The sequence below is a fragment of the Croceicoccus marinus genome (assembly GCF_001661675.2).
GTDB lineage: Bacteria > Pseudomonadota > Alphaproteobacteria > Sphingomonadales > Sphingomonadaceae > Croceicoccus > Croceicoccus marinus.
In genome coordinates this window covers 49,493-74,346 of sequence record NZ_CP019602.1, presented here as the reverse complement: position 1 = coordinate 74,346, position 24,854 = coordinate 49,493, and the positions used below count along the sequence as shown (strand labels likewise).

The 24,854-nt window shown below is 65.6% G+C and carries 27 protein-coding genes; 6 read left to right on the top strand and 21 right to left on the bottom strand.

The annotated features are described in order from the left end of the window. Positions 1-14: 14 nt before the first annotated feature. The 17 genes from A9D14_RS00405 to A9D14_RS00330 all read right to left on the bottom strand — a co-directional run bounded on the left by A9D14_RS00405 (position 15) and on the right by A9D14_RS00330 (position 15,390). Entirely contained in the window at positions 15-464 is a 450-nt protein-coding gene (locus tag A9D14_RS00405; protein ID WP_332459774.1) for an endonuclease/exonuclease/phosphatase family protein, read from the bottom strand. Next, entirely contained in the window at positions 457-702 is a 246-nt protein-coding gene (locus A9D14_RS20345) for an endonuclease/exonuclease/phosphatase family protein (protein WP_332459773.1), read from the bottom strand. The genes A9D14_RS00405 and A9D14_RS20345 overlap by 8 nt, the downstream gene beginning before the upstream one ends. A 42-nt stretch (positions 703-744) precedes the next feature. Beyond that, the gene (locus A9D14_RS00400) at positions 745-1,302 is read right to left on the bottom strand and encodes a pyridoxamine 5'-phosphate oxidase family protein (RefSeq protein WP_066842011.1); all 558 of its coding nucleotides are present in this window, start codon (positions 1,300-1,302) and stop codon (positions 745-747) included. Positions 1,303-1,335: 33 nt separating this feature from the next. Further along, complete coding sequence (locus A9D14_RS00395) at positions 1,336-2,859, bottom strand: peptide chain release factor 3 (protein WP_066842009.1); 1,524 nt, start codon at positions 2,857-2,859, stop codon at positions 1,336-1,338. A gap of 6 nt (positions 2,860-2,865) precedes the next feature. After that, positions 2,866-3,621, bottom strand: coding sequence for an SDR family oxidoreductase (locus tag A9D14_RS00390; protein WP_232468650.1), 756 nt, complete (start codon positions 3,619-3,621; stop codon positions 2,866-2,868). Then, complete coding sequence (locus tag A9D14_RS00385; RefSeq protein WP_066842007.1) at positions 3,622-4,551, bottom strand: aldose 1-epimerase family protein; 930 nt, start codon at positions 4,549-4,551, stop codon at positions 3,622-3,624. Next, a complete protein-coding gene (gene pheT, locus A9D14_RS00380; RefSeq protein WP_066842005.1) occupies positions 4,548-6,977 on the bottom strand; it encodes a phenylalanine--tRNA ligase subunit beta in 2,430 nt (809 codons plus the stop codon). Before pheT ends, A9D14_RS00385 begins: the two co-directional genes overlap by 4 nt. Further along, positions 6,974-8,095: a phenylalanine--tRNA ligase subunit alpha gene (gene pheS / locus A9D14_RS00375; protein WP_066847794.1), complete on the bottom strand. Its 1,122-nt coding sequence runs from the start codon at positions 8,093-8,095 to the stop codon at positions 6,974-6,976. Before pheS ends, pheT begins: the two co-directional genes overlap by 4 nt. A 455-nt stretch (positions 8,096-8,550) precedes the next feature. Next, positions 8,551-8,910 (bottom strand): 50S ribosomal protein L20, encoded by a 360-nt coding sequence (gene rplT, locus A9D14_RS00370; RefSeq protein ID WP_066842003.1) that lies wholly within the window; start codon positions 8,908-8,910, stop codon positions 8,551-8,553. Between the two features lie 14 nt (positions 8,911-8,924). After that, the gene (gene rpmI, locus A9D14_RS00365) at positions 8,925-9,128 is read right to left on the bottom strand and encodes a 50S ribosomal protein L35 (protein WP_047821885.1); all 204 of its coding nucleotides are present in this window, start codon (positions 9,126-9,128) and stop codon (positions 8,925-8,927) included. A gap of 130 nt (positions 9,129-9,258) precedes the next feature. Next, on the bottom strand, positions 9,259-9,423 hold the full coding sequence (locus A9D14_RS00360; RefSeq protein WP_157668084.1) for a hypothetical protein: 165 nt from the start codon (positions 9,421-9,423) through the stop codon (positions 9,259-9,261). A 117-nt stretch (positions 9,424-9,540) separates the two neighbouring features. Continuing rightward, positions 9,541-9,912, bottom strand: a complete 372-nt coding sequence (locus A9D14_RS00355) for a gamma-glutamylcyclotransferase family protein (protein ID WP_083987456.1) — start codon at positions 9,910-9,912, stop codon at positions 9,541-9,543. 96 nt (positions 9,913-10,008) lie between these two features. After that, positions 10,009-10,791, bottom strand: coding sequence for a histidinol-phosphatase (hisN, locus tag A9D14_RS00350; RefSeq protein ID WP_066841999.1), 783 nt, complete (start codon positions 10,789-10,791; stop codon positions 10,009-10,011). Further along, the gene (locus A9D14_RS00345; RefSeq protein ID WP_066841997.1) at positions 10,791-11,726 is read right to left on the bottom strand and encodes a ribose-phosphate pyrophosphokinase; all 936 of its coding nucleotides are present in this window, start codon (positions 11,724-11,726) and stop codon (positions 10,791-10,793) included. Before A9D14_RS00345 ends, hisN begins: the two co-directional genes overlap by 1 nt. A 225-nt stretch (positions 11,727-11,951) precedes the next feature. After that, the gene (gene glpX, locus A9D14_RS00340) at positions 11,952-12,884 is read right to left on the bottom strand and encodes a class II fructose-bisphosphatase (protein ID WP_066841995.1); all 933 of its coding nucleotides are present in this window, start codon (positions 12,882-12,884) and stop codon (positions 11,952-11,954) included. Between the two features lie 166 nt (positions 12,885-13,050). Next, positions 13,051-14,406 carry a homoserine dehydrogenase gene (locus tag A9D14_RS00335; RefSeq protein WP_232468648.1) on the bottom strand — a complete coding sequence of 452 codons (1,356 nt, stop codon included), beginning with the start codon at positions 14,404-14,406 and terminating at the stop codon, positions 13,051-13,053. 147 nt (positions 14,407-14,553) lie between these two features. Beyond that, on the bottom strand, positions 14,554-15,390 hold the full coding sequence (locus A9D14_RS00330; RefSeq protein WP_066841991.1) for a hypothetical protein: 837 nt from the start codon (positions 15,388-15,390) through the stop codon (positions 14,554-14,556). A gap of 440 nt (positions 15,391-15,830) precedes the next feature. Between A9D14_RS00330 and A9D14_RS00325 the strand changes: the two genes are divergently transcribed. From A9D14_RS00325 to A9D14_RS00310, 4 genes are all read left to right on the top strand, one after another. Then, the gene (locus tag A9D14_RS00325) at positions 15,831-16,481 is read left to right on the top strand and encodes a TonB family protein (RefSeq protein WP_232468646.1); all 651 of its coding nucleotides are present in this window, start codon (positions 15,831-15,833) and stop codon (positions 16,479-16,481) included. Between the two features lie 75 nt (positions 16,482-16,556). After that, the gene (locus tag A9D14_RS00320; protein ID WP_066841988.1) at positions 16,557-17,330 is read left to right on the top strand and encodes a MotA/TolQ/ExbB proton channel family protein; all 774 of its coding nucleotides are present in this window, start codon (positions 16,557-16,559) and stop codon (positions 17,328-17,330) included. Positions 17,331-17,440: 110 nt separating this feature from the next. Beyond that, positions 17,441-17,971: an ExbD/TolR family protein gene (locus tag A9D14_RS00315; RefSeq protein WP_083987452.1), complete on the top strand. Its 531-nt coding sequence runs from the start codon at positions 17,441-17,443 to the stop codon at positions 17,969-17,971. 31 nt (positions 17,972-18,002) lie between these two features. Continuing rightward, the gene (locus tag A9D14_RS00310; RefSeq protein WP_066841986.1) at positions 18,003-18,470 is read left to right on the top strand and encodes an ExbD/TolR family protein; all 468 of its coding nucleotides are present in this window, start codon (positions 18,003-18,005) and stop codon (positions 18,468-18,470) included. A gap of 63 nt (positions 18,471-18,533) precedes the next feature. On the opposite strand, the gene A9D14_RS00305 is transcribed toward A9D14_RS00310, so the two are convergent. Next, the gene (locus tag A9D14_RS00305) at positions 18,534-20,960 is read right to left on the bottom strand and encodes a ligase-associated DNA damage response DEXH box helicase (RefSeq protein ID WP_066841982.1); all 2,427 of its coding nucleotides are present in this window, start codon (positions 20,958-20,960) and stop codon (positions 18,534-18,536) included. Between A9D14_RS00305 and A9D14_RS19230 the strand changes: the two genes are divergently transcribed. After that, positions 20,959-21,171, top strand: a complete 213-nt coding sequence (locus tag A9D14_RS19230; protein WP_157668083.1) for a hypothetical protein — start codon at positions 20,959-20,961, stop codon at positions 21,169-21,171. The two genes, A9D14_RS00305 and A9D14_RS19230, sit on opposite strands and share 2 nt — an antisense overlap. A 156-nt stretch (positions 21,172-21,327) precedes the next feature. Here A9D14_RS19230 and pgmG read toward each other — a convergent pair whose 3' ends face one another. The 3 genes from pgmG to A9D14_RS00290 form a co-directional block, all read right to left on the bottom strand. After that, complete coding sequence (pgmG, locus tag A9D14_RS00300; RefSeq protein WP_066847787.1) at positions 21,328-22,740, bottom strand: phosphoglucomutase/phosphomannomutase PgmG; 1,413 nt, start codon at positions 22,738-22,740, stop codon at positions 21,328-21,330. 71 nt (positions 22,741-22,811) lie between these two features. Then, complete coding sequence (locus A9D14_RS00295) at positions 22,812-23,096, bottom strand: J domain-containing protein (protein ID WP_083987450.1); 285 nt, start codon at positions 23,094-23,096, stop codon at positions 22,812-22,814. Then, the gene (locus A9D14_RS00290; protein WP_066841975.1) at positions 23,093-23,893 is read right to left on the bottom strand and encodes a division plane positioning ATPase MipZ; all 801 of its coding nucleotides are present in this window, start codon (positions 23,891-23,893) and stop codon (positions 23,093-23,095) included. The genes A9D14_RS00295 and A9D14_RS00290 overlap by 4 nt, the downstream gene beginning before the upstream one ends. A gap of 99 nt (positions 23,894-23,992) precedes the next feature. Here A9D14_RS00290 and panC point away from each other — a divergent pair, with 99 nt between their 5' ends. Beyond that, positions 23,993-24,850: a pantoate--beta-alanine ligase gene (gene panC, locus A9D14_RS00285; RefSeq protein ID WP_066841973.1), complete on the top strand. Its 858-nt coding sequence runs from the start codon at positions 23,993-23,995 to the stop codon at positions 24,848-24,850. Positions 24,851-24,854 lie beyond the last annotated feature (4 nt).

The window sequence follows — 24,854 nt, the reverse complement described above, 5'->3', positions numbered from 1 at the left end:
CCGCTTGCAGGTCGCTACTTGTCCAGCGACAGAGTGGCCCATACCGGCAGATGGTCCGATGCGCGCGAGGCGAGCAGGCTGTGATGCGGCCCCGCCGCCTCGACGGTCCAGTGGTCGCTGACGATCATCCGGTCGAGCCGCGCGATCGGGCGCCGTGTCGGAAAGCTCCGCCCGCAGTCCAGCACCGTCCAGCCATCGGCGAAGCAGCGGAACACTCCGCCGCGAGCGGCCCATTCATTGGTGTCGCCCGCCAGTACCGTCGGCACTGGCTTGCCCAGCCCATCCAGATGCGCCAGCACGCTGCGCGCCTGCTCGCGTCGCATTAGCCCCGACAGGTCAAGATGCATCCCGATGACGCGCGCCCGCTTGCCGTCCTTGCGCAGGTCGATCCGCACCGCACCGCGCGGCTCCAGTGCAGGCAGGGTCAGGGCCGCGGTGTCGACGATTTCGACCGTCTTAGCCATTCCCGTGCCAGCCCAGGCTGCCGGGCCGCGTATCGATGGCAACGGGCCGGTAACGCGAATCCTCGATCCGGGCGCGGGGCAGGACGCTCTGCCGCTGGCCGAAGCGGCGATCGCATTCCTGCAGCGCCACGACATCGGCGTCGAGTTCGGCCAGGACCGACAGGATCCGGTCCGGATCGCACTTGCGATCCAGTCCCACGCCCTTGTGTATGTTGTAGCTTGCGATCTTCAGCTGCACATCGAACCTATCGTGCGACGCGCCGAATTGTTCCGCGCACCGTCACGCATCGCCGAAATAACGGTCGGTCGTGCGAACGGGCAGACCGTCGATGCTGCGATCCATAGCCTGCTGCCTAGCCAGCCAGTCATCGGGATCGGACTTCTGGTGATGCTTGATCAGCGTCGGCCTGTCGCGCTCCAGCGACATCAGGGGCACGCCATAACCGCAGCTGGTCTGCACCGTGTCCACATCCATCACGAAGATCTGCCGCGTACCGGGCAGCAGGGTGAAATGCTTCGCCAGCCCGTTCCATTCGCCGTCTTCGGGCAGCACCGCGCGCCCGCGGCCATAAAGCCGCAGGATCAGCGCCGGCTGCTCGAAATTGCAGAACATCACGGTGATGCGGCCGTCGACCGCCAGATGGGCGTGGGTCTCGTTACCCGAACCCGCAAGGTCGAGCCATGCGACCTGACTGTCGGACAGGATGCGAAACGTGTCGTAACCCTTGGGGCTCAGGTTGATCCGCCCCTCCGCCGCGGCGGTGGCGACGAAATACACCGGCTGGCGAGAGATCATCGCGCGGTGGTCGTCGCCGATAACATCGAAGAACTGGGCCATGCCTACCGCCATAATCCGGATGGCGACCCGCTGTCACCTCTCCTTGGTGGCGCCAAAGGTCAGCTTTGGGTTCTTTTCCTGCTGGTAATTCACGTCCCACGGCGATTTCGCCAGGAAGACAAGGTCGCCGTCGCGGTCCTTGGCCAGATTGGGGCGATTGAAGCTTTCGAACTCGGCCATGGCCGCCGCGTCGCCCTTGATCCAACGCGCTGTGGCGAAAGGCGCCGCTTCCAGCACCGCCTCCACCTTGTATTCCGCCGACAACCGCGAGATCAGCACTTCCAGCTGCAGTTGCCCCACCACGCCGATGATCCACTGCGCCCCGATCTCGGGATAGAACACCTGGATCACGCCCTCTTCCGACAGATCGTCCAGGGCCTTGCGCAGCTGCTTGGTCTTGGTCGGATCCCTCAGCACCACGCGGCGCAGGATCTCGGGCGCGAAATTGGGCAGGCCGGTGAAACGGATGTCGTTCTTTTCCGACAGCGAATCGCCCACGCGCAGCGTGCCATGGTTCGGAATGCCGATGATGTCGCCCGGCTCCGCCGTATCGGCGATCTCGCGGTCCTGCGCGAAGAACAGGATCGGGGAATGCACCGCGATCGGCTTGCCCAGCCCGCTTGGCGTCAGCTTCATGCCGCGCTTGAACGTGCCCGACACCAGCCGCATGAAGGCGATGCGGTCGCGGTGCTGCGGGTCCATGTTGGCCTGCACCTTGAAGATGAAGCCCGATACCTCGTCGCGGCCGGGCTGCACCTCGCCATCGTCGGTCGGCTGCGGGCGCGGCGGCGGGGCGTAATTGGCAATCGCCTCGATCATCTGTACCACGCCGAAATTCTTCAATGCCGATCCGAAGAACACCGGGGTCAGGTCACCGCCGCGATAGGCGTCGATGTCGAAATCGGGATAGGCCTCGCGCGCCAGCTCGGCCTGTTCGGCGAAATCGTCCGGGATCGCCGGATCCTCGTCGATCTTGCCCAGGAATTCCCGCGATCCGCCCTCGGGCCGCGCGACATGGCCGGTCGCGTAATCCAGTATGCCCTCGAACTGGCCGCCCATGCCGATGGGCCAGCTCATCGGGCTGACGTCCAGCGCCAGCATGTCGGCAACCTCGTCGATCAATTCGAACGGATCGCGCCCTTCGCGGTCGACCTTGTTGACGAAGGTGATGATCGGCACGCTGCGCAGCCGGCAGACCTCGAACAGCTTGCGGGTCTGCGGCTCGATCCCCTTGGCCGCGTCGATCACCATGATCGCCGAATCGACCGCGGTCAGCGTGCGATAGGTGTCTTCGGAAAAATCCTCGTGCCCCGGCGTATCGAGCAGGTTGAAGGTGATCCCGTCCCGCTCGAACGTCATGACCGACGAAGTGACCGAGATGCCGCGCTGCTGCTCGATCTTCATCCAGTCCGAACGTGCGCGCCGCGCCTGCCCGCGCGCCTTCACCTCACCCGCCAGATGGATCGCGCCGCCGGTCAGCAGCAGCTTTTCGGTCAGCGTGGTCTTGCCCGCGTCGGGGTGGGAGATGATGGCGAAGGTCCGCCGCTCGGAAGCCATGAAGTTCTACTTTTCGTCGCGCGCGACCTGAAACCCGGCAAAGCTCTGGCTTACCGGCATCAGTTCCAGCGTATTGATGTTGAGATGCGGGGGCAGGCTTGCCACCCACAGGATCGTCTCGGCGATGTCCCCGCCCGTCATCGGATTGGCCCCGCCATACAGCGCATCGCTCGCCTGCTGGCTGCCGCCGGTGCGCACCACGGTGAATTCGGTCTCGACCATGCCGGGCTCGATGCTGGTCACGCGCACGCCCGTGCCATGCAGGTCGCTGCGCAGGCCCAGCGAGAACTGGCGCACGAACGCCTTGGTCCCGCCATACACGTTACCGCCCGTATAGGGATAATTCGCCGCGACCGAGGACAGGTTGACGATCGCGCCCTTGCGCTCGACCAGCATCGGCAGCAGCCTGCGGGTCAGCGACACCAGCGCGGTGACATTGGTGTCGATCATAACCTTCCACTGGTCCAGATCGCTGTCCTGCGCCGGCTGGGTTCCCAGCGCCAGCCCGGCATTGTTCACCAGGCAGTCGATCTGTCCGAACGCCTCGGGCAGATCGTCCAGCGCCTTGTCGCGCGCAGCCTCGTCGCGGATGTCGAACACGCAGGGCTGGAAACGCTCCGCGCCCAGCTCATCCTGCAGCGCCTGCAGCCGCTCCACGCGGCGCCCGGTGCCGACCACGCGCCAACCGGCGTTCGCAAAGGCGCGGGCACAGGCTTCGCCGATACCGGCGGTCGCTCCGGTCACAAGGACGGTCTTCATCATCTATTCTCCAGCTTCGGCGGGAAAGATCGTGATGGTCACGTCGAAACGGCGCGAATCGCCCGCCGCCAGTTCCATCATGCCTGGCTTCTCGCGCAGATTGCCGTCGAACCCTTCGGGATCGGCGATGCCCGCCCATGGCTCGAGGCACAGGAAATCGGCGTCCGGCTTCTGCCATATGCCCAGCATCGGGCAATCGGGAAAGGCGATCTGAAGCGCGGCGGGCGCTGCCGCTTCCTTCTTGTCCGAACCCGCTTCCGGCTGCACGGTCTCACCCTCGAACCTCAGGCTGCGGCTGGAAAGGCGATCCCAGATCAGCGCATCGGCATGGAACAGCCCCGGATAGGGCCGCAGCACGCGGTTCTTGACCGGTGTATCCTCGAACGCGCGCAGCAGGCCGTCCTCGTCCAGGCGGCGGATCGGACCTTCCTCGAAATCCGAGAAGATGATGCGGTGCTTCGCCTTGTCGCCGCCGTTCGGCAGCGGCCAGGCGAAGCCGGGATGGAAGCCGATGCTGAACGGCATGGCATCCTGCCCGCGATTGGTCACGATCGCCGTCATGGTCAACGCGTCGCCCTGCAGCACATAGCGCAGGTCCAGCACGAAGGAGAACGGCCAGACCGCCCGCGTCCCGGCATCGTCGCCCAGCCTCAGCACCGCGCTATTGCCGGTGTGTTCGACCAACTCGAATTCGCGGCGGCGGGCAAAGCCGTGGCGCGGCAAGGCATATTCGCTGCCATCCAGCCGATAGCTGCCGCCCGCCAGCTCGCCCACGATGGGGAACAGGATCGGCGCATGGCCAGCCCACACGGCGGGATCGCCATCGGTCATCCATTCCGCCCCGCTCGCATCGTGAAGCGAGACAAGCTCCGCCCCCGTCAGCGCGATGCGCGCGGTCAGCGCTTCGGATCGTATGGTGACGGTCTCGCTCATCCGCGCAAGGACGCCCCAAGCTTTTCGGCAGCCGCGACCACCCTTGCCGAAATCGCGGACAGGTCCGCTTCGGTAAAGCTGGCATCGCCGGGCTGCAGCACGATCTCAACGGCCAGCGACTTCTGCCCCTCGGGCACGCCGGCACCGCGGAATTCGTCGAAGATGCGCGCGTCGGTGATCGCCTGCTTGTCCGCGCCGCGCACGGCCTTGAGCAGATCGCCTGCCGCCAGCGTATCGGGAACCAGAAACGCGAAATCGCGCATCACCGGCTGCAATGCGGGGGGCACGAAGGCCGCGCGCGTGAAGCCCGCAGCCCCCTTCTTCGCGGGAACGGCGTCGAGGAATATCTCGGCCGCGACGACTGTCCCGTCGATATCGAATTGCCTGGCGACCAGAGGATGCATCGTGCCGAAACGCGCGAGCACATTCTTCGGTCCCAGCCGCAGCGTGGCCGACTGTCCGGGATGGAACGCGCTGCCTGCCCAAGTGTCATCAGCGCCCATCACTATCAGCCTGTCGACCGGAGCGCCTGCCGCCCTCAGCAGCGCCTCGACCTCGGCCTTGGCGTCGAATGCATCGAACGCCGCCGCCTTGCCGCTTTGCCAATCGCGCGCGCGCTTCTCGCCCGCCAGCACAAGGCCCAGCGTCAGCCGCTCGTCGCTCGCGCCGCCGTGCCCACGCAGATAGCGGCGGCCGATCTCGAACAGGCGAATGCTGTCCGCGCCGCGCGCCTGGTTGCGCGCCGTGGCCGAAAGCAGGCCCGGCAGCAGCGAGGGACGCATGACTTTCAAATCCTCGCTGATCGGATTGGCCAGGGTCCAGGGCTCGTGCCCCTCTTCCGCAAAGCTGGACGCCTGATCGGCGGGCAGGAAGGACCATGTCACCGCCTCATGCATCCCGCGGCTGGCCGCAGCACGGCGTGCCTTGCGTTCCAGCACCTGCAGCGGGGTCGCGGTCTTCTGGGCCACGCCCGCGCCGCGATCCAGCGGAACCGACTGGATCGCATCGAGGCCCTTGATGCGGATCACTTCCTCGACGATGTCGGCAGCGCCGTCGACATCGGGCCGCCAGCTGGGCGGGGTTACCGCCCAATGACTCCTGCCCGCTTCCTCGATCGCCGCGACCTCGAACCCCAAGGCGTTCAGGATCGCGCGCTGCTCCTCCTCGCGCACGGCAAGGCCGCCCAGCGTTTCGGCCATCGCAGGCTCGTAACGCACGACATCGCTGCCCGAACGCGGCGCGCCGACATGCACCGCCTCGCTCGCCTCGCCGCCGCAAATGTCGAGGATCAGGCCGGTCAGCAGTTCCAGACCCGGCGCCAGGAAGGCGGGATCGATCCCGCGCTCGAACCGGCTGCGCGCATCGCTGGTCAGGTTCAGCGCGCGCCCCGTCTGCGCCAATCGCACCGGATCGAAGGCCGCCACTTCCAGCAGCACGTCGGTGGTCGTGTCCGAAACGCCCGAATGCTCGCCGCCCATGATGCCCGCGATATCATGCACCTGCGCGTCGTCGGCGATCACCGTCATGCTGTCGTCGAGCAGGTAATGCTTCTCGTTCAGCGCGGTCACGCCCTCGCCGGCCTTGGCGCGGCGCGCGGTCAGCGTGCCGGTCAGCTGCGCGATGTCGTATGCATGGCTCGGACGACCATAGGTGAGCATCACGTAATTGGTGATGTCCACCAGCGCCGAGATTGGCCGCTGGCCCGCCGACTTCAGCTGCGCCTGCATCCACGCGGGGCTGTCCCCATTGGTCAGGCCGCGAATGGCGCGTCCGAAAAAGGCCTGGCAGCCTTCCTTGTCCTCGATCGCGATCTGCACCGGGCAAGGAAAACTGCCCTCGTGCACCCGGTCGGCCACGGGCTTCAGCGTGCCCAGCCCCGCCGCCGCCAGATCGCGGGCGATGCCATAGACGCCCATGCAGTCGGGCCGGTTCGGCGTGATCGCCACGTCGAACACCGGATCGTCCAGTTCGGCATAGGCCGCGTAATCTTGGCCCACCGGCGCATCTTCGGGCAGCTCGATGATGCCCTCGTGCTCGTCCGACAGGTCCAGCTCGCGCGCCGAACACATCATGCCGTTCGATTCGACGCCGCGGATCGCCGCCTTCTTCATCTCCATGCCGTTCGACGGCACCACCGCACCGGGCAGGCCCAGCACGCCGACCAGCCCGGCCCGCGCATTGGGCGCGCCGCACACCACGGTCAGCGGATCGCCTTCCCCGGTGTCGACGGTCAGCACCTGCAGCTTGTCCGCATCGGGATGTTTGGCCGCGGTCAGCACCTTGGCCACGCGAAAGCCCGCCAGCGCCTCGGCCGGGTTCTCCAGGCCTTCCAGCTCAAGCCCGATCTCGTTGAGCTTGGCCGCGATCTCGCCGGCGCTTGCCCCGGTATCGAGGTGGTCCTTCAGCCATGAGAGCGAGAACTTCATGCGCCCACTCCCACACCGGCCGAGAGGGTCGGCACGTCGAGCGCGGCGAAACCGTAGTGCTTCAGCCAGCGCAGGTCGCCGTCGAAGAACGCGCGCAGATCGTCCATCCCGTATTTCAGCATGGCCAGCCGGTCGACGCCGGTGCCGAAAGCAAAGCCCTGCCATTCGTCGGGATCCAGCCCGCCGAATTCAATCACGCGGCGATTGACCATGCCGCTGCCCAGCACTTCCATCCAGGCATGCCCGTCATCGTCGCCCGACCCGCCGACCACGCGCCTGGAGGTATTATTGGGGCCTTTCTCGACCGAATAGCCCACATCGACCTCGACCGAAGGCTCGGTGAAGGGGAAATAGCTGGGGCGCAGGCGCAGGACGATGTCGTCGCGCTCGAAGAACGCCTTCAGGAAGGTCTCCAGCGTCCATTTAAGATGGCCGAGATGGATGCCCTTGTCGATCACCAGCCCCTCGATCTGGTGGAACATCGGCGTGTGCGTCGCATCCGAATCGCTGCGATAGACGCGGCCCGGCGCGATCACGCGCAGCGGAGCGCCTTCTTGCAGCATCGTGCGGATCTGCACCGGCGAGGTATGCGTGCGCAGCAGCATTGAGCGCCCCTCGGCGTCGGCATCGGGGAAATAGAACGTGTCATGCATCGCGCGCGCCGGATGGCTTTCCGGCATGTTGAGCGCGGTGAAATTGTGCCAGTCGTCCTCGATCTCGGGCCCGGTGGCGACGGCGAAACCCAGGTCGGCGAAGATCTCGGCCAGCTCATCCATCACCTGGCTGACGGGATGCACGCTGCCGATCGGCGATTCGGGCGCGGGCAGCGACAGGTCGATCGTCTCGCCCGCCAGCTTTGCATCCAGCGCCGCTGCTTCCAGCACCGCCTTGCGCGCCGCGATCGCATCGGTCACCTCGGCGCGCAGCCCGTTGAAGGCGGGGCCGGCGACCTGACGCTCGTCAGGGCTCATCTTGCCCAATGTCTTCAGCAGCAGCGCAATGCTGCCCTGCTTGCCCAGAAAGGCGACGCGCGCCGCTTCCAGCGCGTCGAGCGTGCCGGCCTGTTCGACCTGCGCCAGTGCCTCGGCGCGCAGACTATCGGTATCGGTGATTGCCATGATCTCGGTTGGCGTCACTTCGCAGATTCGAGTGGTGTTCGGGATGAAGGGCGCTCTCTAGGACGGCGCCTGTAAAAGGGCAACGCCCGCCCGCCCGCCGAGTCGCGAAAAACCGGGGTGCCAGCCGCACTTTTGTTAGGAAATTAACTACTGACAATTTTGGCAATGGTGACAATGGCTGTTCGAAAATGGCGCAACAGCCGGTTTGCCGCTCGCGGACATTGCACGCTTCACCGCAAAGCAGCATAAGTCGATCCGATCAAAGCGACCGGAATTTGTCGGTCGCCGCTCGGAAGCTGGCGAGCCGGGTTGGGGGACCTGGCCGCCAGCGAACTCCCCACCCAAAGCCGGACACCAGCTTCAGACACGAAAAGGCCCGGACGGCATATGCCGGTCCGGGCCTTTCGATTGTCAGCTGGTGGCCGGGCGAAACGGATCGCCCGGCATCATGCCTGTCAGGCGGGAAGCGCCTTCTTGGCCTGCGCGATGATCGCACCGAAGGCTGCGCCCTCGTTCATCGCCAGATCGGCCATGACCTTGCGGTCCAGCTCGATCCCGGCAAGCTTCACGCCGTGCATGAACTGCGAATAGGTCAGGCCTTCCTCGCGGACCGCGGCGTTGATGCGCTGGATCCACAGGGCGCGGAAGTTGCGCTTCTTAACCTTGCGGTCGCGATAGGCGTACTGCCCGGCCTTCTCGACAGCCTGGCGAGCGACGCGGATGGTGTTCTTCCGGCGGCCGCGGTAGCCCTTGGCCTGTTCCAGAAGACGCTTGTGCTTGGCGCGGGTGGTAACACCCCTTTTGACACGTGCCATGGTTCGTTACCTCCTCAATTCAGCCCGTAGGGCGCCCACTTCTTGATCGTCTTCGCATCAGCGTCGGAGATCACAGTGGTGCCGCGGTTCTGGCGGATATATTTGCCGTTATGGCTGATGAGGCGGTGGCGCTTGCCGGCCACGCCATGCTTGACCTTGCCGGTCGCGGTGAGCTTGAAGCGCTTCTTCACGCCGCTCTTCGTCTTCAGCTTGGGCATTTTCGTCTCCTTCAAAGGGACACGCTCAACCAGCCCTGGCAGCCCTTTTCGCCAGGCCGATCATCGAATCTCGTGTCGGTGAAGGCGCGCGCTTAAACGCGTGCCGCCGGTTTTGCAAGCGCCGCGGCGTTCAGGCGTCCATCATCAGCAGCAGCGCCCAGGTCAGCGCCAGCCCCGCGAAGAACAAAGGCCAGCTCCAATAGAACGACATGTCGAGGATATGGGCACGGTGCACCGCCAGCACCCCGCCGCTCGTTCCCCCATTGCCCATGAAGAGCGAGAGGATCCAGCTCATGAAAATCCCGAATGGAATGGCCTTGAGGAATGAGAGCATGATCCCCACTCGTGCTGCAAATGCGTAAAAGCTGTGCTCAAACACGTCGAAGCGTGTCACGAAGCGGTAAATTTTTCGCTAAATCTCGCGCCGAACTGCGCCGAAAGCAGCCAACCGGTGGCGCGACAGCCAGGCGCCGAAGTCCCCGCCGATCGATCGCGCGGCCGGGGGCAGCGCGGAGACCCAGCGATAGCAGAACGCGCGCCTGCGTCCTCCGGGCCCGGATACCCACGCCGTATCGCGCCGATATTCGCGGCCTTCATAGATGTCGAGCGTGCGCCAGTCGTCAGGCGAAAGCGCGGCATCGAACACCATGCCGATGACGCGCCGATGGTCCGGTGCCGGCAGCAGGGCCGGGAAATACCCGCCCCGCGCAGGGATCGCGGCCAGCCGCCCGCTGATGGTGGCAGCCCGTCCATTCCCCAACCGGGGCGCGAGCCAGCGCGCCATCGGCGTATCTGTCGCTAGCAGCAGCGTGCCGTAGACAAACAGCCGGTCCGCGATGACAGCGCTCCTCTAGTGGTCGCAGGCCTAGTGGTCGCAGGCTTAGTGGTCGCAGGCCAAGGCCTCGATCACGTCCTCGAGCCGGGCGCTGTCGCCGACCGCCAGCACGTGTCCGTCGCTGTCCGCGTTCAGCGGGTCGCCGTTCCAGTCGGTCATCATCCCGCCCGCGCCTTCGACCACGGGGATCAGCGCGGCATAATCATACAGCTTCAGCCCCGCCTCGGCCACGATGTCGAGATGGCCGCTGGCGAGCATGGCGTAATTATAGCAATCGCCGCCCATCACCATGCGCTTGTGATCCGTCTGTGCGGCCAGCGCCATGAAATGTTCGCCGTCGTGATCGTCGAAATAATGCGGCCCGGTGGTGGCCAGCGTCGCCTCGTCCAGCCTGGCGCAGGGGCGGCAGCGCACGGGCGCGCCATTGAGCAATGTCGGCAGGCCCGAGCCGCCCACCCAGCGTTCGCCCGCGATCGGCTGGTCGATCACCCCGATCAGCGGCCAGCCATCGACCATCAGCGCGATCAGCGTGCCGAAGATCGCGCGGCCCGCCAGGAAACCCGCGGTCCCGTCGATGGGGTCCAGCACCCATTGGCGGCTGGCGCCTGCGCGCTCGCTGCCGAATTCCTCGCCGATGATGCCGTCCCCGGGCCGCTCGGCCGCCAGGATCGCGCGCATCGCCTGCTCCGCCTCGCGGTCGGCAATCGTCACGGGCGAGGCATCGCCCTTGCGGTCCGATTCCAGCGCGGTGCGGAAATGCGGGCGGATCGCCGCGCCCGCCGCGTCGGCCAGCCGCTGGGCCAGCGCGATATCGTCGGTCAGCCTCATCAATCGAACAGCGAGCTGACGGAGCTCTCGTCCGCGATGCGGCGGATCGCCTCGCCGATCAGCGTCGCGATCGACAGGATGCGGATCGAACCGCTGTCGCGCGCGGCGTCGGTCGCCTGGATCGTGTCGGTGATGACCAGCTCCTTCAGCACGGATTTCTCGACCCGCGCCACCGCCGCGCCCGACAGCACGCCATGGGTGATATAGGCCGCGACGCTCTTGGCGCCCGCATCCAGCAGCGCCTGCGCGGCATTGCACAGGGTGCCGCCCGAATCGATGATGTCGTCGATCAGGATGCAGTGGCGTCCCTCGACCTCGCCGATGATGTTCATCACTTCGGATTCGCCGGGCCGGTCGCGGCGCTTGTCGACGATGGCCAGCGGCGCATTGTCCAGCCGCTTGGCCAGCGCGCGGGCACGCACCACGCCGCCCACGTCAGGCGACACGACCATCAGGTCCTGGTCGCCGTATCGCGCCTGGATATCCGCCGCCATCGCGGGGGCGGCGTAGAGATTGTCGGTGGGAATATCGAAGAAGCCCTGGATCTGCCCCGCGTGCAGATCAACCGCCAGCACCCGGTCGGCCCCCGCCTCGGTAATCAGGTTCGCGACCAGCTTGGCCGAGATCGGGGTGCGCGGGCCGGGCTTCCGGTCCTGCCTGGCATAGCCGAAATAGGGCACCACGGCGGTGATCCGCTTGGCCGACGCGCGCTTCAGCGCGTCGATGCCGATCAGCAGTTCCATCAGATTGTCATTGGCGGGAAAGCTGGTCGACTGGACGATGAACACGTCCTCGCCGCGCACGTTCTCGTGGATCTCGATGAAGATCTCCTCGTCGGCGAAGCGGCGCACGCTGGCGTCGGTCATCGGCACTTCGAGATAGCCGGCGATGGCGCGGGCAAGCGGCAGGTTGGCATTGCCGGACATGATCTTCATTCGTCGTTCCTCAACACGGCGGGCAGGTTCGGTTTCTGGGAGTCGGCCGATGGCCCTGCCAGGGCGTTCCTCGCTACGGGGCCTTAACGGGGAGTCGCGCGATTGCAACAATCGTGCTGGCGCAAAAGGCGTATTGCACGCCCGCGTCGGGCGCGGCGCCGGCGAAAATGCAAAGGCCCGCGCGGACGATCCGCGCGGGCCTTGCGAAAGAGCGGCCAATCCGGATCAGACCGGCTCGCGCTGATGCTCGCCCTTGATCCAGCGCACCGTGCGGGACGAGGCGCGCATCACCACCGAATCGGTGGTCATCCGCCCGCCCTTCAGGTGCTTCACGCCCGCCAGCAGCGATCCGTCGGTCACGCCGGTCGCGGCGAAGATGCAATCGCCCTTGGCCAGGTCGCGCAGGCTGTAGATCTTGTCGAGATCCTCGATGCCCCACTTGGCTGCGCGGGCGCGTTCGTCATCGTTGCGGAACAGCAGCTTGCCCTGGAACTGGCCGCCCACGCAGCGCAGCGCGGCGCAGGCCAGCACACCCTCGGGCGCGCCGCCCGAACCCATGTAGATGTCGATCGTGGTCTCGGGGTTGGTGGTCGCGATCACGCCGGCCACGTCGCCGTCGCCGATCAGCACCACGCCGCAGCCCAGTTCGCGCAACTCGGCGATCATCGCCTCGTGGCGCGGACGGTCGAGCACGCAGACGATGATCTCGGCCGGTTCGACGCCCTTGGCGGCGGCAACCGCCTTCACGTTTTCGGTCGGGGTCCTGGTCAGGTCGATCACGCCTTCGGGATAGCCGGGGCCGACTGCGATCTTTTCCATGTAGACATCGGGCGCGTTCAGCAGGCAGCCTTCCTCGGCCGCGGCCAGCACGGCCAGCGCGTTGGGCCCGGCCTTGGCGGTGATGGTGGTGCCTTCCAGCGGGTCGAGAGCGATGTCGATCTTCGGCCCCTTGCCCGGCGCGCCGCCGACCTTCTCGCCGATATAGAGCATGGGCGCCTCGTCACGCTCGCCCTCTCCGATCACGACGGTGCCGTCCATGTAGAGTTCGTCGAACGCCTTGCGCATCGCCTCGACGGCGGCGGCGTCGGCGGCCTTCTCGTCGCCGCGGCCCACGAGGTATGAGGCTGCAATCGCGGCCGCTTCGGTCACGCGGACCATCTCGAGGACAAGAACGCGGTCGAGGACGTCACTGGGTAGCGGCACGGAGGCAATTCCTTTCGAATATCAGGCCGAAGCGGGGTAACCGAGCGGCACCCCCTTGTCGAGTTCGTGGCCCCGAGGGCATCGGGATTGCCGCTTAGGGGCTACACGCCCCCATGCCCGTTCATTGTTTCAGGATATGCATGACCAGCGGCGTGGCGGTCATGCTTTCCAGTCCCGCCAGCAAGTCGAGCGCCTTATCGACGGCGGCTTCCTCGCCTTCGTGCGTGACCATCGAGACCAGCACCGATCCGTCGTCTCCGCCGGAATATTCGGTGCCCATCTGGATCAGGCTCTCGATCGAGACGCCCGCATCGCGCATCGCGGCGGTGATCTCGGCCAGCACGCCGGGGCGGTCCTTGACCAGGAAGCGCAGATAGGCCTTGCCCGTGCGGTGACCGGTCTCGGCGGGCAGGGTCTTGTCCAGCTCCGCGACGGGGATCGAGAAAGGCGGATCGATCTCCCCCTCGCTGTCCCAGTAACGCGCGATGTCGATGATGTCGGCGACCACTGCGCTGGCGGTCGGCCCGTCGCCCGCACCCGCGCCCTGGAACAGCAGCATGCCCGAGAAATTGCCCTCGGCCACTACGGCATTGGTTGGCCCGTCGACATGGGCGAGCGGATGGTTCTTGGGCACCAGATAGGGATGGACGCGCTGGAACAGCCGGGTCGTGCCATCCGATCCCGTTTCGACATTCGCCATGCCCAGCAGGCGGATCACATAGCCCAGCGAGTTGGCCTGCGCGATATCGGCGGCCAGGATGCGGCGGATCCCGTCCGCGCCCACGCTGGTGAAGTCCAGCTCGGTGCCGAACGCGATGCTGGCCAGGATCGACAGCTTGTGCGCGGCATCGATGCCGTCGATGTCGAAGGTAGGGTCGGCCTCGGCATAGCCCTTCGCCTGCGCCTCGCCCAGCACATCGGCGAAATCGGCGCCGGTGTCCTCCATGGTCGACAGTATATAGTTCGATGTGCCGTTGAGGATGCCATAGACCCGCTCGATCGCATTGGCCGCCGCGCCTTCGCGCAGGCCCTTGACGATGGGAATGCCGCCCGCGACCGCCGCCTCGAACTTCAGGGCGTGGCCGGCGGCTTCCGCCTCGCGCGCCAGGCTCAGGCCGTGATGCGCGATCATCGCCTTGTTTGCGGTGACGAAGCTCTTGCCATTGGCGATGGCGCCGCGGGCCAGGGTCAGCGCCGGGCCGTCGGATCCGCCGACCAGCTCGACCACCACGTCGACATCGGGCCGCGTCGCCATCGCGCCCATGTCGTCTTCCCAGTCATAGCGCGAGATGTCGACGCCGCGATCCTTCGACCGGTCGCGCGCGGACACCGCCACGATCTCGATCCCGCGCCCGGCGCGCCGCGCCAGCAGGTCGCGATTGGTCTCGATCAGCCGAATGACGCCCGCGCCCACGGTGCCCAGACCGGCAAGGGCGATGCGAAGGGGGGCGGGCTGCGAACGGGACTGATCGGACACGCGATTGGGCTCCATGCTGGACATTGATGGTCGAAAAAGGAGCGTGGCGGTTAGGCGACTGGCTCGCACTTGGCCAGAGGCGCGTTACAAAAAGCGCCTCTGCCGGGTACGAATTGTGCGCCCCTCAGGTCGTTGCCGAAACGCGCGTCAGAATTCGCGCCTGCGCTCGCACGGGCCCAGTTGCTCGATCACCACCTGGTAATCCGCCGCGGCCTGCTGTCGCAGCGCCGGATCGCTGGCAAGCTGTGCCTCTGCCGGAAGCGCCGCGGGCAGCGAACAGGCGAGGCGGTACCATTCCAGCGTGCCGGGGCGCGGCGGGCGGGCGTCGATCTGCACCAGCTCTCCGGTGGAGAGCCCCCACACCGGCGGCTGGCCGGGCGCGCGCACCACCGCAATCGATGCGGGCGATCCATCCTTGGTCTTCAGGAAGATCTGCGTCTCCCCCTCGCCCGCAAGATTTCCCGGCGTATGCAGCACATCGCGCACCCCGGTCACCACGGGGGCTGCGTCGGGCGACAGCTTCTCGGCCAGCAGGCTGCGCAGCGAGACGGTGTTGATCTTCGCGGCAGGGACCTGCGCATCGGGCGCGATCAGCTGGATCTCGTCGCTGCTGCCCGGAACCGGCCGGGCGAACAGCACCACGGTCTCGCCCTTCAGCTTGGGCACCTTGCCCCGGGACGTGAGCTTGACGTCCGCCAGATATTTCAGCTTTTCGCCAATCGGCGTGTTCCCGGCCAGCAGGCTCTTCGTCTCTGCCTCGACATAGATCCGCGCCCAGCCGGGGCGGACTGGCCCGGTGCGCGAAGGGTCGATCCTGCTGGTCCTGCGCACCTCTGCCGTGATCGCCAGGGGCGCATCAAGCGTCAGATCGGCAAGGTCGGCGTAGGTGATCGACGATTCGCCGGCGGCTTCCCCGGCACTGTTCTGGGCCGCGAGCGGAGCGGCGACGGCCAGCGAGATGCCGGCGGCGGCTGCAGCCACCATGGAAAAGACGCGGCGTTCTGGACGTTTCGAATTAAGCAACTGAACGGCCCCCTTTGGACGGAATATGTATATAGAATATCGCGCGCATGAACGCGTGCGCGAAGGACGCATCGAACCATACAAACGAGCTTGGTAGTGAATCGCTCCTTAATCGACAAAGCATTTGCGCACCCCCCGGTTCGGCGTTAAACCCCCGGAACGAACGGCTTGGCGATAGATCGGGCCGCAATAATCTTGCGCAGGTTCAACGGTTGATACGCCCTTAAGGGTTAATTCGGCCGGCAGCTTGCGCCCGGTTCTACCGGCAGGGCAGGAAACGTGGGTTGGATATGGTGCTTGGCACCATGCGCGATCCATTTGTTGAGGGCAGGCTTTAGCAGGCCTGCTTGCGCGTGCTTTTAATGGAGTGGGTTATTTGAATGGCATATGCTGACCAACAGATGAGCGGCAACAAGATCGCTGCGATCATCATTGTTGCCCTTCTGCATATCGCGGCCATCTATGCCTTGGTCACGGGCCTCGCTTACGAGGCAATCGAGAAGGTCAAGGAAACAGTGACCGCGGTCAACATCGAGGAACCGCCGCCACCGCCGCCTCCTCCACCGCCGCCGCCGGACGAACCGCCGCCGCCGCAGGCTCCGCCTCCGCCGGTCGCGCCTCCTCCGGCCGTGAAGATCACGCGGCCTGCGCCGCAGATCAAGACGGTCCAGACGATTCCGCCGCCGTCTCCGCCGGCAGTACGGATCCCGCCTGCGGCTCCCCCGGCGCCAGTGGCTCCTCCCGCTCCTTCGCAGGCGCGTGGTGCAAGCCCCCGGAACGCCGGCAGCTGGGCTGCCCGTATCCAGGACAACTATCCCAGCCGCGCGCTGCGTAACGAGGAGGAAGGCTCCGTCGGCATGCGCATCACGGTTGGCGCGGATGGCCGGGTAACCGATTGTTCGGTGACCAGCTCCAGCGGCTCGTCCTCGCTCGACGAGGCGGCGTGTGAAGGAATGCGGCGGTACGCCCGCTACAATCCTGCACTCAATGCCGCGGGTGACGAGATCTCGAGCACGATGTCGCAGACGATCCGCTACCAGATCCCAAGATAAGCAGCGGCGGGTGTAGTGCCCGCCCCATAACTCTGATTTTTAAAACAAATCACTGTAATTGAAGGAAGTTTCCGCATGATTATCGAAATCCTCGCCGCTGCTGCCTCGGAAGCGCCGGCCAACAAGTTCGGCTTCAAGGAAGCGCTCGAGCAGGGCGGTTTCATCGCCTACGCCACCGTCATCATCCTGGGCATCATGTCCTTCGGTTCGTTCTACATCCTGTTCACCAAGTGGTTCGAGCAGAACAAGATCATGCGCCAGGGCAAGGAAGTCCGCTCGGGCTTCTGGCGTGCGAACTCGCTGCGTGAGGGCGCCGGCCGCCTGGGCAAGAACTCGGCCTATCGCCAGATCGTCGACGACGGCCTGGCCGCCGAAGAGCAGCACGCCAAGATGACCGACAGCCTCGAAGCGCATGACTGGCTGCACGGCTCGCTCGCCCGTTCGGAAGCGACGATCAACGCTCGCCTCGCTTCGGGCCTGCCGTTCCTCGCCACCGTCGGCGCGACCGCGCCGTTCATCGGCCTGTTCGGCACCGTGGTCGGCATCTACCGCGCACTGATCAACATCGGCATCGCCGGTTCGGCATCGATCGACAAGGTCGCCGGTCCCGTGGGTGAGGCGCTCATCATGACCGCGCTCGGCCTGCTGGTCGCCGTTCCCGCCGTGCTTGCCTACAACTACCTGCAGGCTCGCAACAAGCGTATCGCCGAGCAGCTGTCGGGCTTCTCGACCGACATTCTGGCGAACATCAACTCGCGCGGCACCATCAAGCCGACCGTGACCGCTGCTCCGGCAACTGCCAAGCCGGCCACGACCGCTGCCGGCGCAAGCGCTGCAGTCAAGAAGTAAGTGACCTTTGGGGCGGTCTTCGGGCCGCCCCGCTTTCCCGCCGACCGGCAAGTGCCGGAAGACGCGGATTGGCCCCCAGGGGCCCGAAAACGGCCAGATAGGGTAAGATAATGGCGATTTCCAGTGGCGGCGGTGGCGCCGAGAAACCGATGTCGGACATCAACACCACGCCCCTCGTGGACGTGATGCTGGTGCTTCTGATCATCTTCCTGATCGCGGTTCCGGTCGCGATCCAGTCGATCGAACAGCTCAAGGTGCCGATCATCGAATCGGAAGAATCGCAGGACAAGGTCGAAAACCTGATGCTGTCGATCACCTCGACCGACGTGGCCGGCCTCAGCCCGGGTGAAGCCGGCTATTCCGGCGCAAGCCGCGAAGGTGCCTGCCGCGTCTATATCAATGACACTCCGGTCAGCTCGGACGAGTTGCAGGAGCGTTCGTTCAACCGGCTCGATGCCATCGTCCAGCGCGAAGGTGGTCCGGAAGCGATCGCGGAAGACCCGGAGAAGATCCCGCAGGTGCACATTCGCGCCGACCAGAACGCGCCGTGGAAGTGTGTGGCCGGTGCGATCTACCAGATCCAGGCAGCAGGCTACCCGACCGTCGGCTTCATCTCGACGCCGATCGATCCCGACGCCTGATCGCGCCGCGCAAGTTTAAAGGAGACCAGCCATGGCAATGTCAGGAGGCAGCGACGACGGCTCCCCGATGATGGAGATGAACACGACGCCGCTTATCGACGTCATGCTCTGCATGCTCATCATCTTCATCCTGTCGATCCCCGTCGCCACGCACGCCGTGAACATCGATCTGCCGACGCCCAGCAACGTGCCGAGCGAAGTCAACATCGATCCGATCAAGAACAAGGTGATCATCACCCGCGAGGGTGAGATCCTGTGGAACGGCGAAACCGTGACGCAGGGCGAACTGGTCAGCACGATTCAGGAATCGCTGCTGCTGCCGGTCGAGCCCGAACTTCAGTTCGAGCCCGACGAGTTCACCGCCTATGAAGTCACTGCCGAGGTTCTGAAGATCATCAAGAACTCGGGCGCGACCAAGTTCGGCTTCGTCGGTAACGAGCGTTATCGCATGTTCGAATCGGGTCCGCAGGGTGTGAACCCGACGCAGACAACGGCCTGATCGACGATCAAGCGATGGAATTGGGGCGGGCCTTCGGGTCCGCCCTTTTTTTATGCGCAGGGCCTATTCCGGCGTCATAGCCAGCGAGATGAGGCTTTCTGCCTCGATCAGCATCTCGTCATCGGCGGACCCCGCGGGCATGCGTTCGCGTCCGATGGGCACCAGCACCGGCACGGCCAACGGACTGACACGGTCAAGCCGGACATGCACGGTCTCCCGCTCCGCACGCTCCAGCACGCCGGCCAGGCGGCCGACATCGGTCATGCGCGTGCGCGCATCCTGCCAGGCGGCCTCGATCAGGACGTGATCTGGTTCGTACTTGCGCAGCACGTCATAGATCAGGTCGGTCGAGAAGGTGACCTGCTTGCCCGTCTTACGCTTGCCCGGCTGCTGGCGTTCGACCAGCCCGGCAATCACCGCCACCTCGCGAAACGCGCGGCGCAGTAGATGTGAATTGGTGACCCAGTCGGTGAATTCATGCGCCAGGATGTCGGGCGACAGGATCGCGGCCGGATCGGTGATCGGCTTCAGCCCCCACACCGCCAGCGAATAATCATTGGCCACGAAGCCCAGCGGGCCTAGCCCGCGATCCTCCATCCGGCGCGTCACCAGCATGCCCAGCGACTGGTTCGCGTTCCACCCCTCGAAGGTATAGAACACGCTATATTCGCGGGTCGCGTGCGGGAAACTCTCGACCAGCAGTTCGCCGGGACCGGGCAGTTCGCTCCGCCAGTCCTGCACTTCCAGCCATTCGCGCACGTCGTCAGGAAAGCGCGCCCAGCCCGCGCGATCGATCAATAAACCTCGTACCCGGTCCGCCAGATGCGTCGTCAGCGGCATGCGCGCGCCGCCATAGCTGGGGATCATAGCCGACTTTTTGGCCGCACGGACGATCAGCTCGATCTCGCGGATCACCTCGACCTCAAGGTCCAGGCCGGCGAACTGGAACGTGTCGCCCGGCGAAAGGCTGGCGGCAAAGCGCTCCTCCACGCGGCCCAGCGACCGCCCGTTGCGAAACCGCACCGTCAGCATTTCCCCGTCCAGGATGATGCCTGCATTCAGCCGGTGCCGCGCCGCGTGTTCCGGGTGGGTCAGCCGCCACCAGCCGCCCTCCTCGCGGGTGATGCGCTTGAACCGGTCATAGGCGCGCAGCGCATAGCCGCCGTTCTCGACGAAGCCCAGCACGCGTTGCCAGACCCCTGCATCCACCCAGGCATAGGCCAGCGTCGAGCGGATCTCGGCCATCAGCGCGTCCTCCTGAAACGGCGCCGCGCAGGCGCAGGCCATCACATGCTGCGCCAGAACGTCCAGCCCGCCCTGGCGGAAATCCTCACCGTCGCGCACCCCCTCCTCGACCGCGTCCAGCGCGGCCTGCGCTTCCAGGAATTCGAAACGGTTGCCCGGCACCAGCAGAGCGCGGCTGGGCTGGTCGAGCCGGTGATTGGCCCGTCCGATCCGCTGCAGCAGGCGCGACGACCCCTTGGGCGCTCCCATCTGGATCACGCAGTCGATGTCGCCCCAGTCGACGCCCAGGTCCAGGCTGGCTGTCGCCACCAGCGCACGCAGTTCGCCGCGGGCCATCGCACCCTCGACCTTGCGCCGCGCCTCGACCGACAGCGAACCGTGATGAATGCCGATGGGCAGCGTGTCGTCGTTCACGTCCCACAGCTTCTGAAAGATATATTCCGCCAGGAAACGCGTATTGGTGAAGACCAGCGTGGTGCGGTTTCGCCGGATCTCCTCATAGATCTGCGGGATCGCCCAGGTCGCCGCATGGCCGCCCCATGGCACGCGCTCTCCGTCAGGCAGCAGGATGGAAATGTCGGGCGGCGCCCCCGGCTCGCCGACGACATGGCTAACCGCGTCCAGATCGCCCCACGGCGCCAGCCAGCCGCGATAGGCCTCGACATCGGCAACGGTGGCCGACAGACCGCTGCGCCACATGTCGGGGGCCAGCGCCTGTAGCCGCGCAAGCGCGAGCATCAGCAGGTCGCCGCGCTTGCCGGTTGCGAACGCGTGCATCTCGTCGATGACCACGCGCTTCAGCCCTGCGAACAGCTCCGCAGCCTCAGGGTACGAGATCAGCAGCGACAGCGATTCGGGCGTCGTCAGCAATATATGCGGCGGGCGGCTGCGCTGGCGCTTCTTGCGGTCCGAGGGGGTATCGCCGCTGCGGGTTTCGATCCGGATCGGCAGCCCCATCTCCTCGACCGGGACCAGCAAATTGCGCCTGACATCGGTGGCCAGTGCCTTCAGCGGAGAAACGTAAAGAGTGTGCAGCCCTTCGGTCGGCGCCTGATCGCCCAGCCGCTCCGGCGTGAAGGCCGCCAGTGTCGGCAGGAAGCCAGCCAGCGTCTTGCCCGCGCCGGTGTCCGCGGTCAGCAGCGCGTGGCGTCCCGCATCGTCCGCGTCCAGCATCTCGGCCTGGTGCCGCCGGACGCGCCAGCCGCGCCCGTCGAACCAGCGCTCTATCGTTTGGGGAACTGCCATGCTCAGACTTCAACCCATGGCAGGGCGTTTGGTTCTTCGCCGCATCGACATGCGGGTGCTGGACAAAAAAAGGCCCGGAGGGAAAACCCGCCGGGCCATGAAGTTTTGGGAGAGGATGCCTGAAAGGCACGATCTTTGTGCACCGCAGCACGGCGTATTGCAACTGCGAAAAAACGAAGTCGTTTTGCGCTTTTTGCAAGAATGTCAGTAAGCACGAAAATACAGCGAGTTAGCGCTACCATTCGGTTATGAAAAATCGGTCGATTGCACGGCGCAAGATGCGTGAAAAGCGATTGCGGGCGGTCGCGGGGGGCCGACTCGAACCGGAATTGCGATTCGCGGCCCGAGTCGGCAATATCCCGAAAGATCAGTGGCCCGCCTGCGGTCCGCGCTCCAGGCCCGATGCCGCGAGCTGGTCGTCGATCTGGCCCATCAGCCGCTCGAGCCCCGCCTCGCTATCGCTCTCGGCACGCGCGACCAGAACGTCCTGCGTGTTCGATGCACGCAGCAGCCACCAGCCATCGTCGCTGGTCACGCGCACGCCGTCGGTATCGTTCACGTCGTCGGTCGAATCGGCCAGCCGCGCCTTCACCTCGTCGATCACCGCGAACTTGCGGCTCTCGTCGACCTGGAAGCGCATTTCGGGCGTGTTGATCATGTCGGGCATGGCCGACCGCAGATCGGTCACGCTCTTGCCCAGCCGCGCGCTGGCCAGGATCAGTCGCACGCCGCCGTACAGCGCGTCGTCATAGCCATAATACTGGTCGGCGAAGAACACGTGCCCGCTCATCTCACCCGCCAGCGGAGAGCCGGTTTCCTTCATCTTCGACTTGATCAACGAATGGCCGGTCTTCCACATCAGCGGCTCGCCGCCGTTCTTCGCGACGCTGTCGTACAGCGCGCGGCTGGCCTTCACGTCGGCGATGATCGTCGCGCCGGGTAGGTATTTCAACAGATCCTCGGCGTAGATCATCAGCAACTGGTCACCCCAGATAACCCGTCCCGTGCCGTCGATCGCACCGATGCGGTCGCCGTCGCCGTCGAAGGCCACGCCGAAGTCGAGATTCTTCTCGGCCACCAGCGTCTTCAGATCGGCAAGGTTCTTCTCTTCGGTGGGGTCCGGGTGATGATTGGGGAAATTACCGTCGACTTCGGTGAACAGGGTGAAATGCTCGCCCGGCAGCCGCGCGACCAGCTTTCCAAGGCAGGGCCCGGCGGCGCCATTGCCCGCGTCCCAGCCGATCCGCAGGCTGGACAGCTTATCCATCTCGCCTGCCGACAGCCCGTCGAACGGCTTCATCAGCGCGTCGATATAGGCGTCCTCGACATCGCGGCTCTCATGCGTGCCGCTGCCGTCGTCCCAGTCGCCTGCGGCGGCCATCTCGCCGATCTTCAGGATGTCCGCGCCGAAAAACGGGCGTCCCTGAAATACCATCTTGAAGCCATTGTAATTGGCGGGGTTATGGCTGCCGGTTATCTGGATACCGCCATCGACATCTTCGGCTGACGCCTCGGCGAAATACAGCATCGGCGTCGGGCCCAGCCCGATCCGCACCACGTCGCAGCCGCTGGCGTTCAGCCCCTCGACCAGCGCGTGTTCCAGCGTGGGCGAGGATACGCGGCCGTCATAGCCGACAGCCACCCGGTTGCCGCCCGCCCGCTTCAGCAGGGTGGCAAAGCCGCGACCGATCGCACGGGCATCGTCGGGCCCCAGCGTTTCGCCGATGATGCCGCGGATGTCGTATTCGCGCAGGACGGTGGGATGGAACTGATGGGACATGAAGATGCCTTTCGCAACGCTGGATAAATGCTGATCGCCGCCCGCAGGACGCGGGCAGCGTGAACCCACGATCAGCGCTTGGTGGGGACAGTTTGTTCCAGCAATATGTCACGCGCCGCGTCGATGCGAAACACCTCTTCCGGCGATCCGCCCTTGTCCGGATGGGCGGTGCGGATCAGCCGGCGGTGCGCCGCCAGTATATCCTCGCGGCTGGCATTGCGGTCGACCCCCAGCAGCACGCGCGCCTGCGCCAGCTGCTGCGCCTGTTCCGACGCGCGCCACATCTCCCACGGCCATTTGTGGAAGACCATGCGGAACACCACCAGCGCCAGAATGGCGAGGACCAGGAATTTCACGCGGCTTCGCCCACCTCGTCGCGGCGCTCGACAGGCGGCAGGTTCAGCGCCTTGACCAGCGAACGCAGTTCCTGCCGCGCGACCAGGTGGCTGGTCCCCATGTCGCCCAGGTGCCCCTTGTCCAGCAGGGTCAGCCCTGCCGGGAACAGTTCGCGATAGACGACGCGTTCGGACAGCCCCGGCGCGGTGCGGAAACCGACGCGCTTCGACAGTTCGGACAGCGCGAATTCAAGGCGGCGCATGTTGCGCGCCTCGATATGCTGGGTGCGGTTCCTGACCACGATCCAGTCCATGTCGCGCTTGCCATGCGCCGAAAGGCCGCGCTTCTTGCGCGCCTCGAACATCAGTTCGGCATAGAAGGACAGCTTCTTGACCTTGAACGTGTCGGGATCGACATGGCCGAACAGGTCGAAATCGACGAAGCTGTCGTTCAGCGGCGTGACCAGGGTGTCGGCGGTGGTGGCGACATGGCGCGCATATTTGTCGTCGCGGCCCGCGGTGTCGAAGATCAGGAAATCCATCCCCTCGCTCGCTTCGTCGATCATCGCTTCCAGCACCTCGATGCTGGGTCCGCCGAACACGCCGACCATCGCACCGGGCAATTCGATGCCGCGCCGCTTCTCGGTATCCAGCCGGTTCTCGAAATAGCGGAAGAAGGTGCGCTGCCGGTGGTCGAGGTCGAGCGCCGCCACCTTCGCCCCCTGATAGGCAAGCGCCACGGCGACATGGACCGCGGTTGTCGATTTGCCCGTTCCGCCCTTTTCATTGGCGAAGACGATGCGGTGTGGCTGGCTCATAAATCGGTCAACTCGCTTGCGCCAAATGGCTTTACGCTGCCGGATTGCGCGTTACACCCGCGCCGACATCGCCATAGACTACCAAGTGGGACTCCCAACATGCAAACCGTTCGCGCGCTGAATCCACTACGGCAGACAGTGGACGCCCTTCGCGGACAGGCTGCAGGAGGCACGAGGCTCGCGCTGGTGCCCACGATGGGCGCGCTGCATGAGGGGCATCTGACGCTGGTGCGCCGCGCCCGCGAACTGGCTGGGCTGGTCGCCGTGTCGATCTTCGTGAACCCCCGCCAGTTCGGCCCGAACGAGGATCTGGACGCCTATCCCCGCCAGATGGAACGCGACAGAGCCCTGCTGGAGGCCGAGGACGTGGACCTGCTGTGGGCGCCCGATGTCGGCGCGATGTACCCCGAAGGCTATGCGACCAATATCGGCGTCTCGGGCGTCAGCGCGGGCCTGTGCGGCGCGGACCGGCCCGGCCATTTCGACGGGGTGGCGACCGTGGTGTGCAAGCTGTTCAACCAGGTCCGCCCCGATATCGCGCTGTTCGGGGAAAAGGACTGGCAGCAACTGGCGGTGATCCGCCGCATGGCCCGCGATCTCGATCTGACGCAGCCGCATGTCGACGACATCGTCGGCGTCCCCATCGTGCGCGAGGAGGACGGTCTGGCGATGAGCTCGCGCAACGCCTATCTTTCCACCGGGCAGCGGCAGGCGGCGGGCCGGCTCAACATCGCCATGCGCGAAGCCATCGCGCGGCTAGGGAGCGGCGATGCCGCCGCCGTGATGGCGGATCTGCGGGCCGCGATCATAGCCGCCGGTTTCGACAGCGTCGACTATGCCGAATTGCGCGATGCGGACAGCATCGAGCTGCTGGACGCGGCGAACGGCAATGCCCGCCTGTTCGTGGCGGCGCGGATCGGTGGGACGCGGCTGATCGACAATATGGCGGCGCGGTGACCGC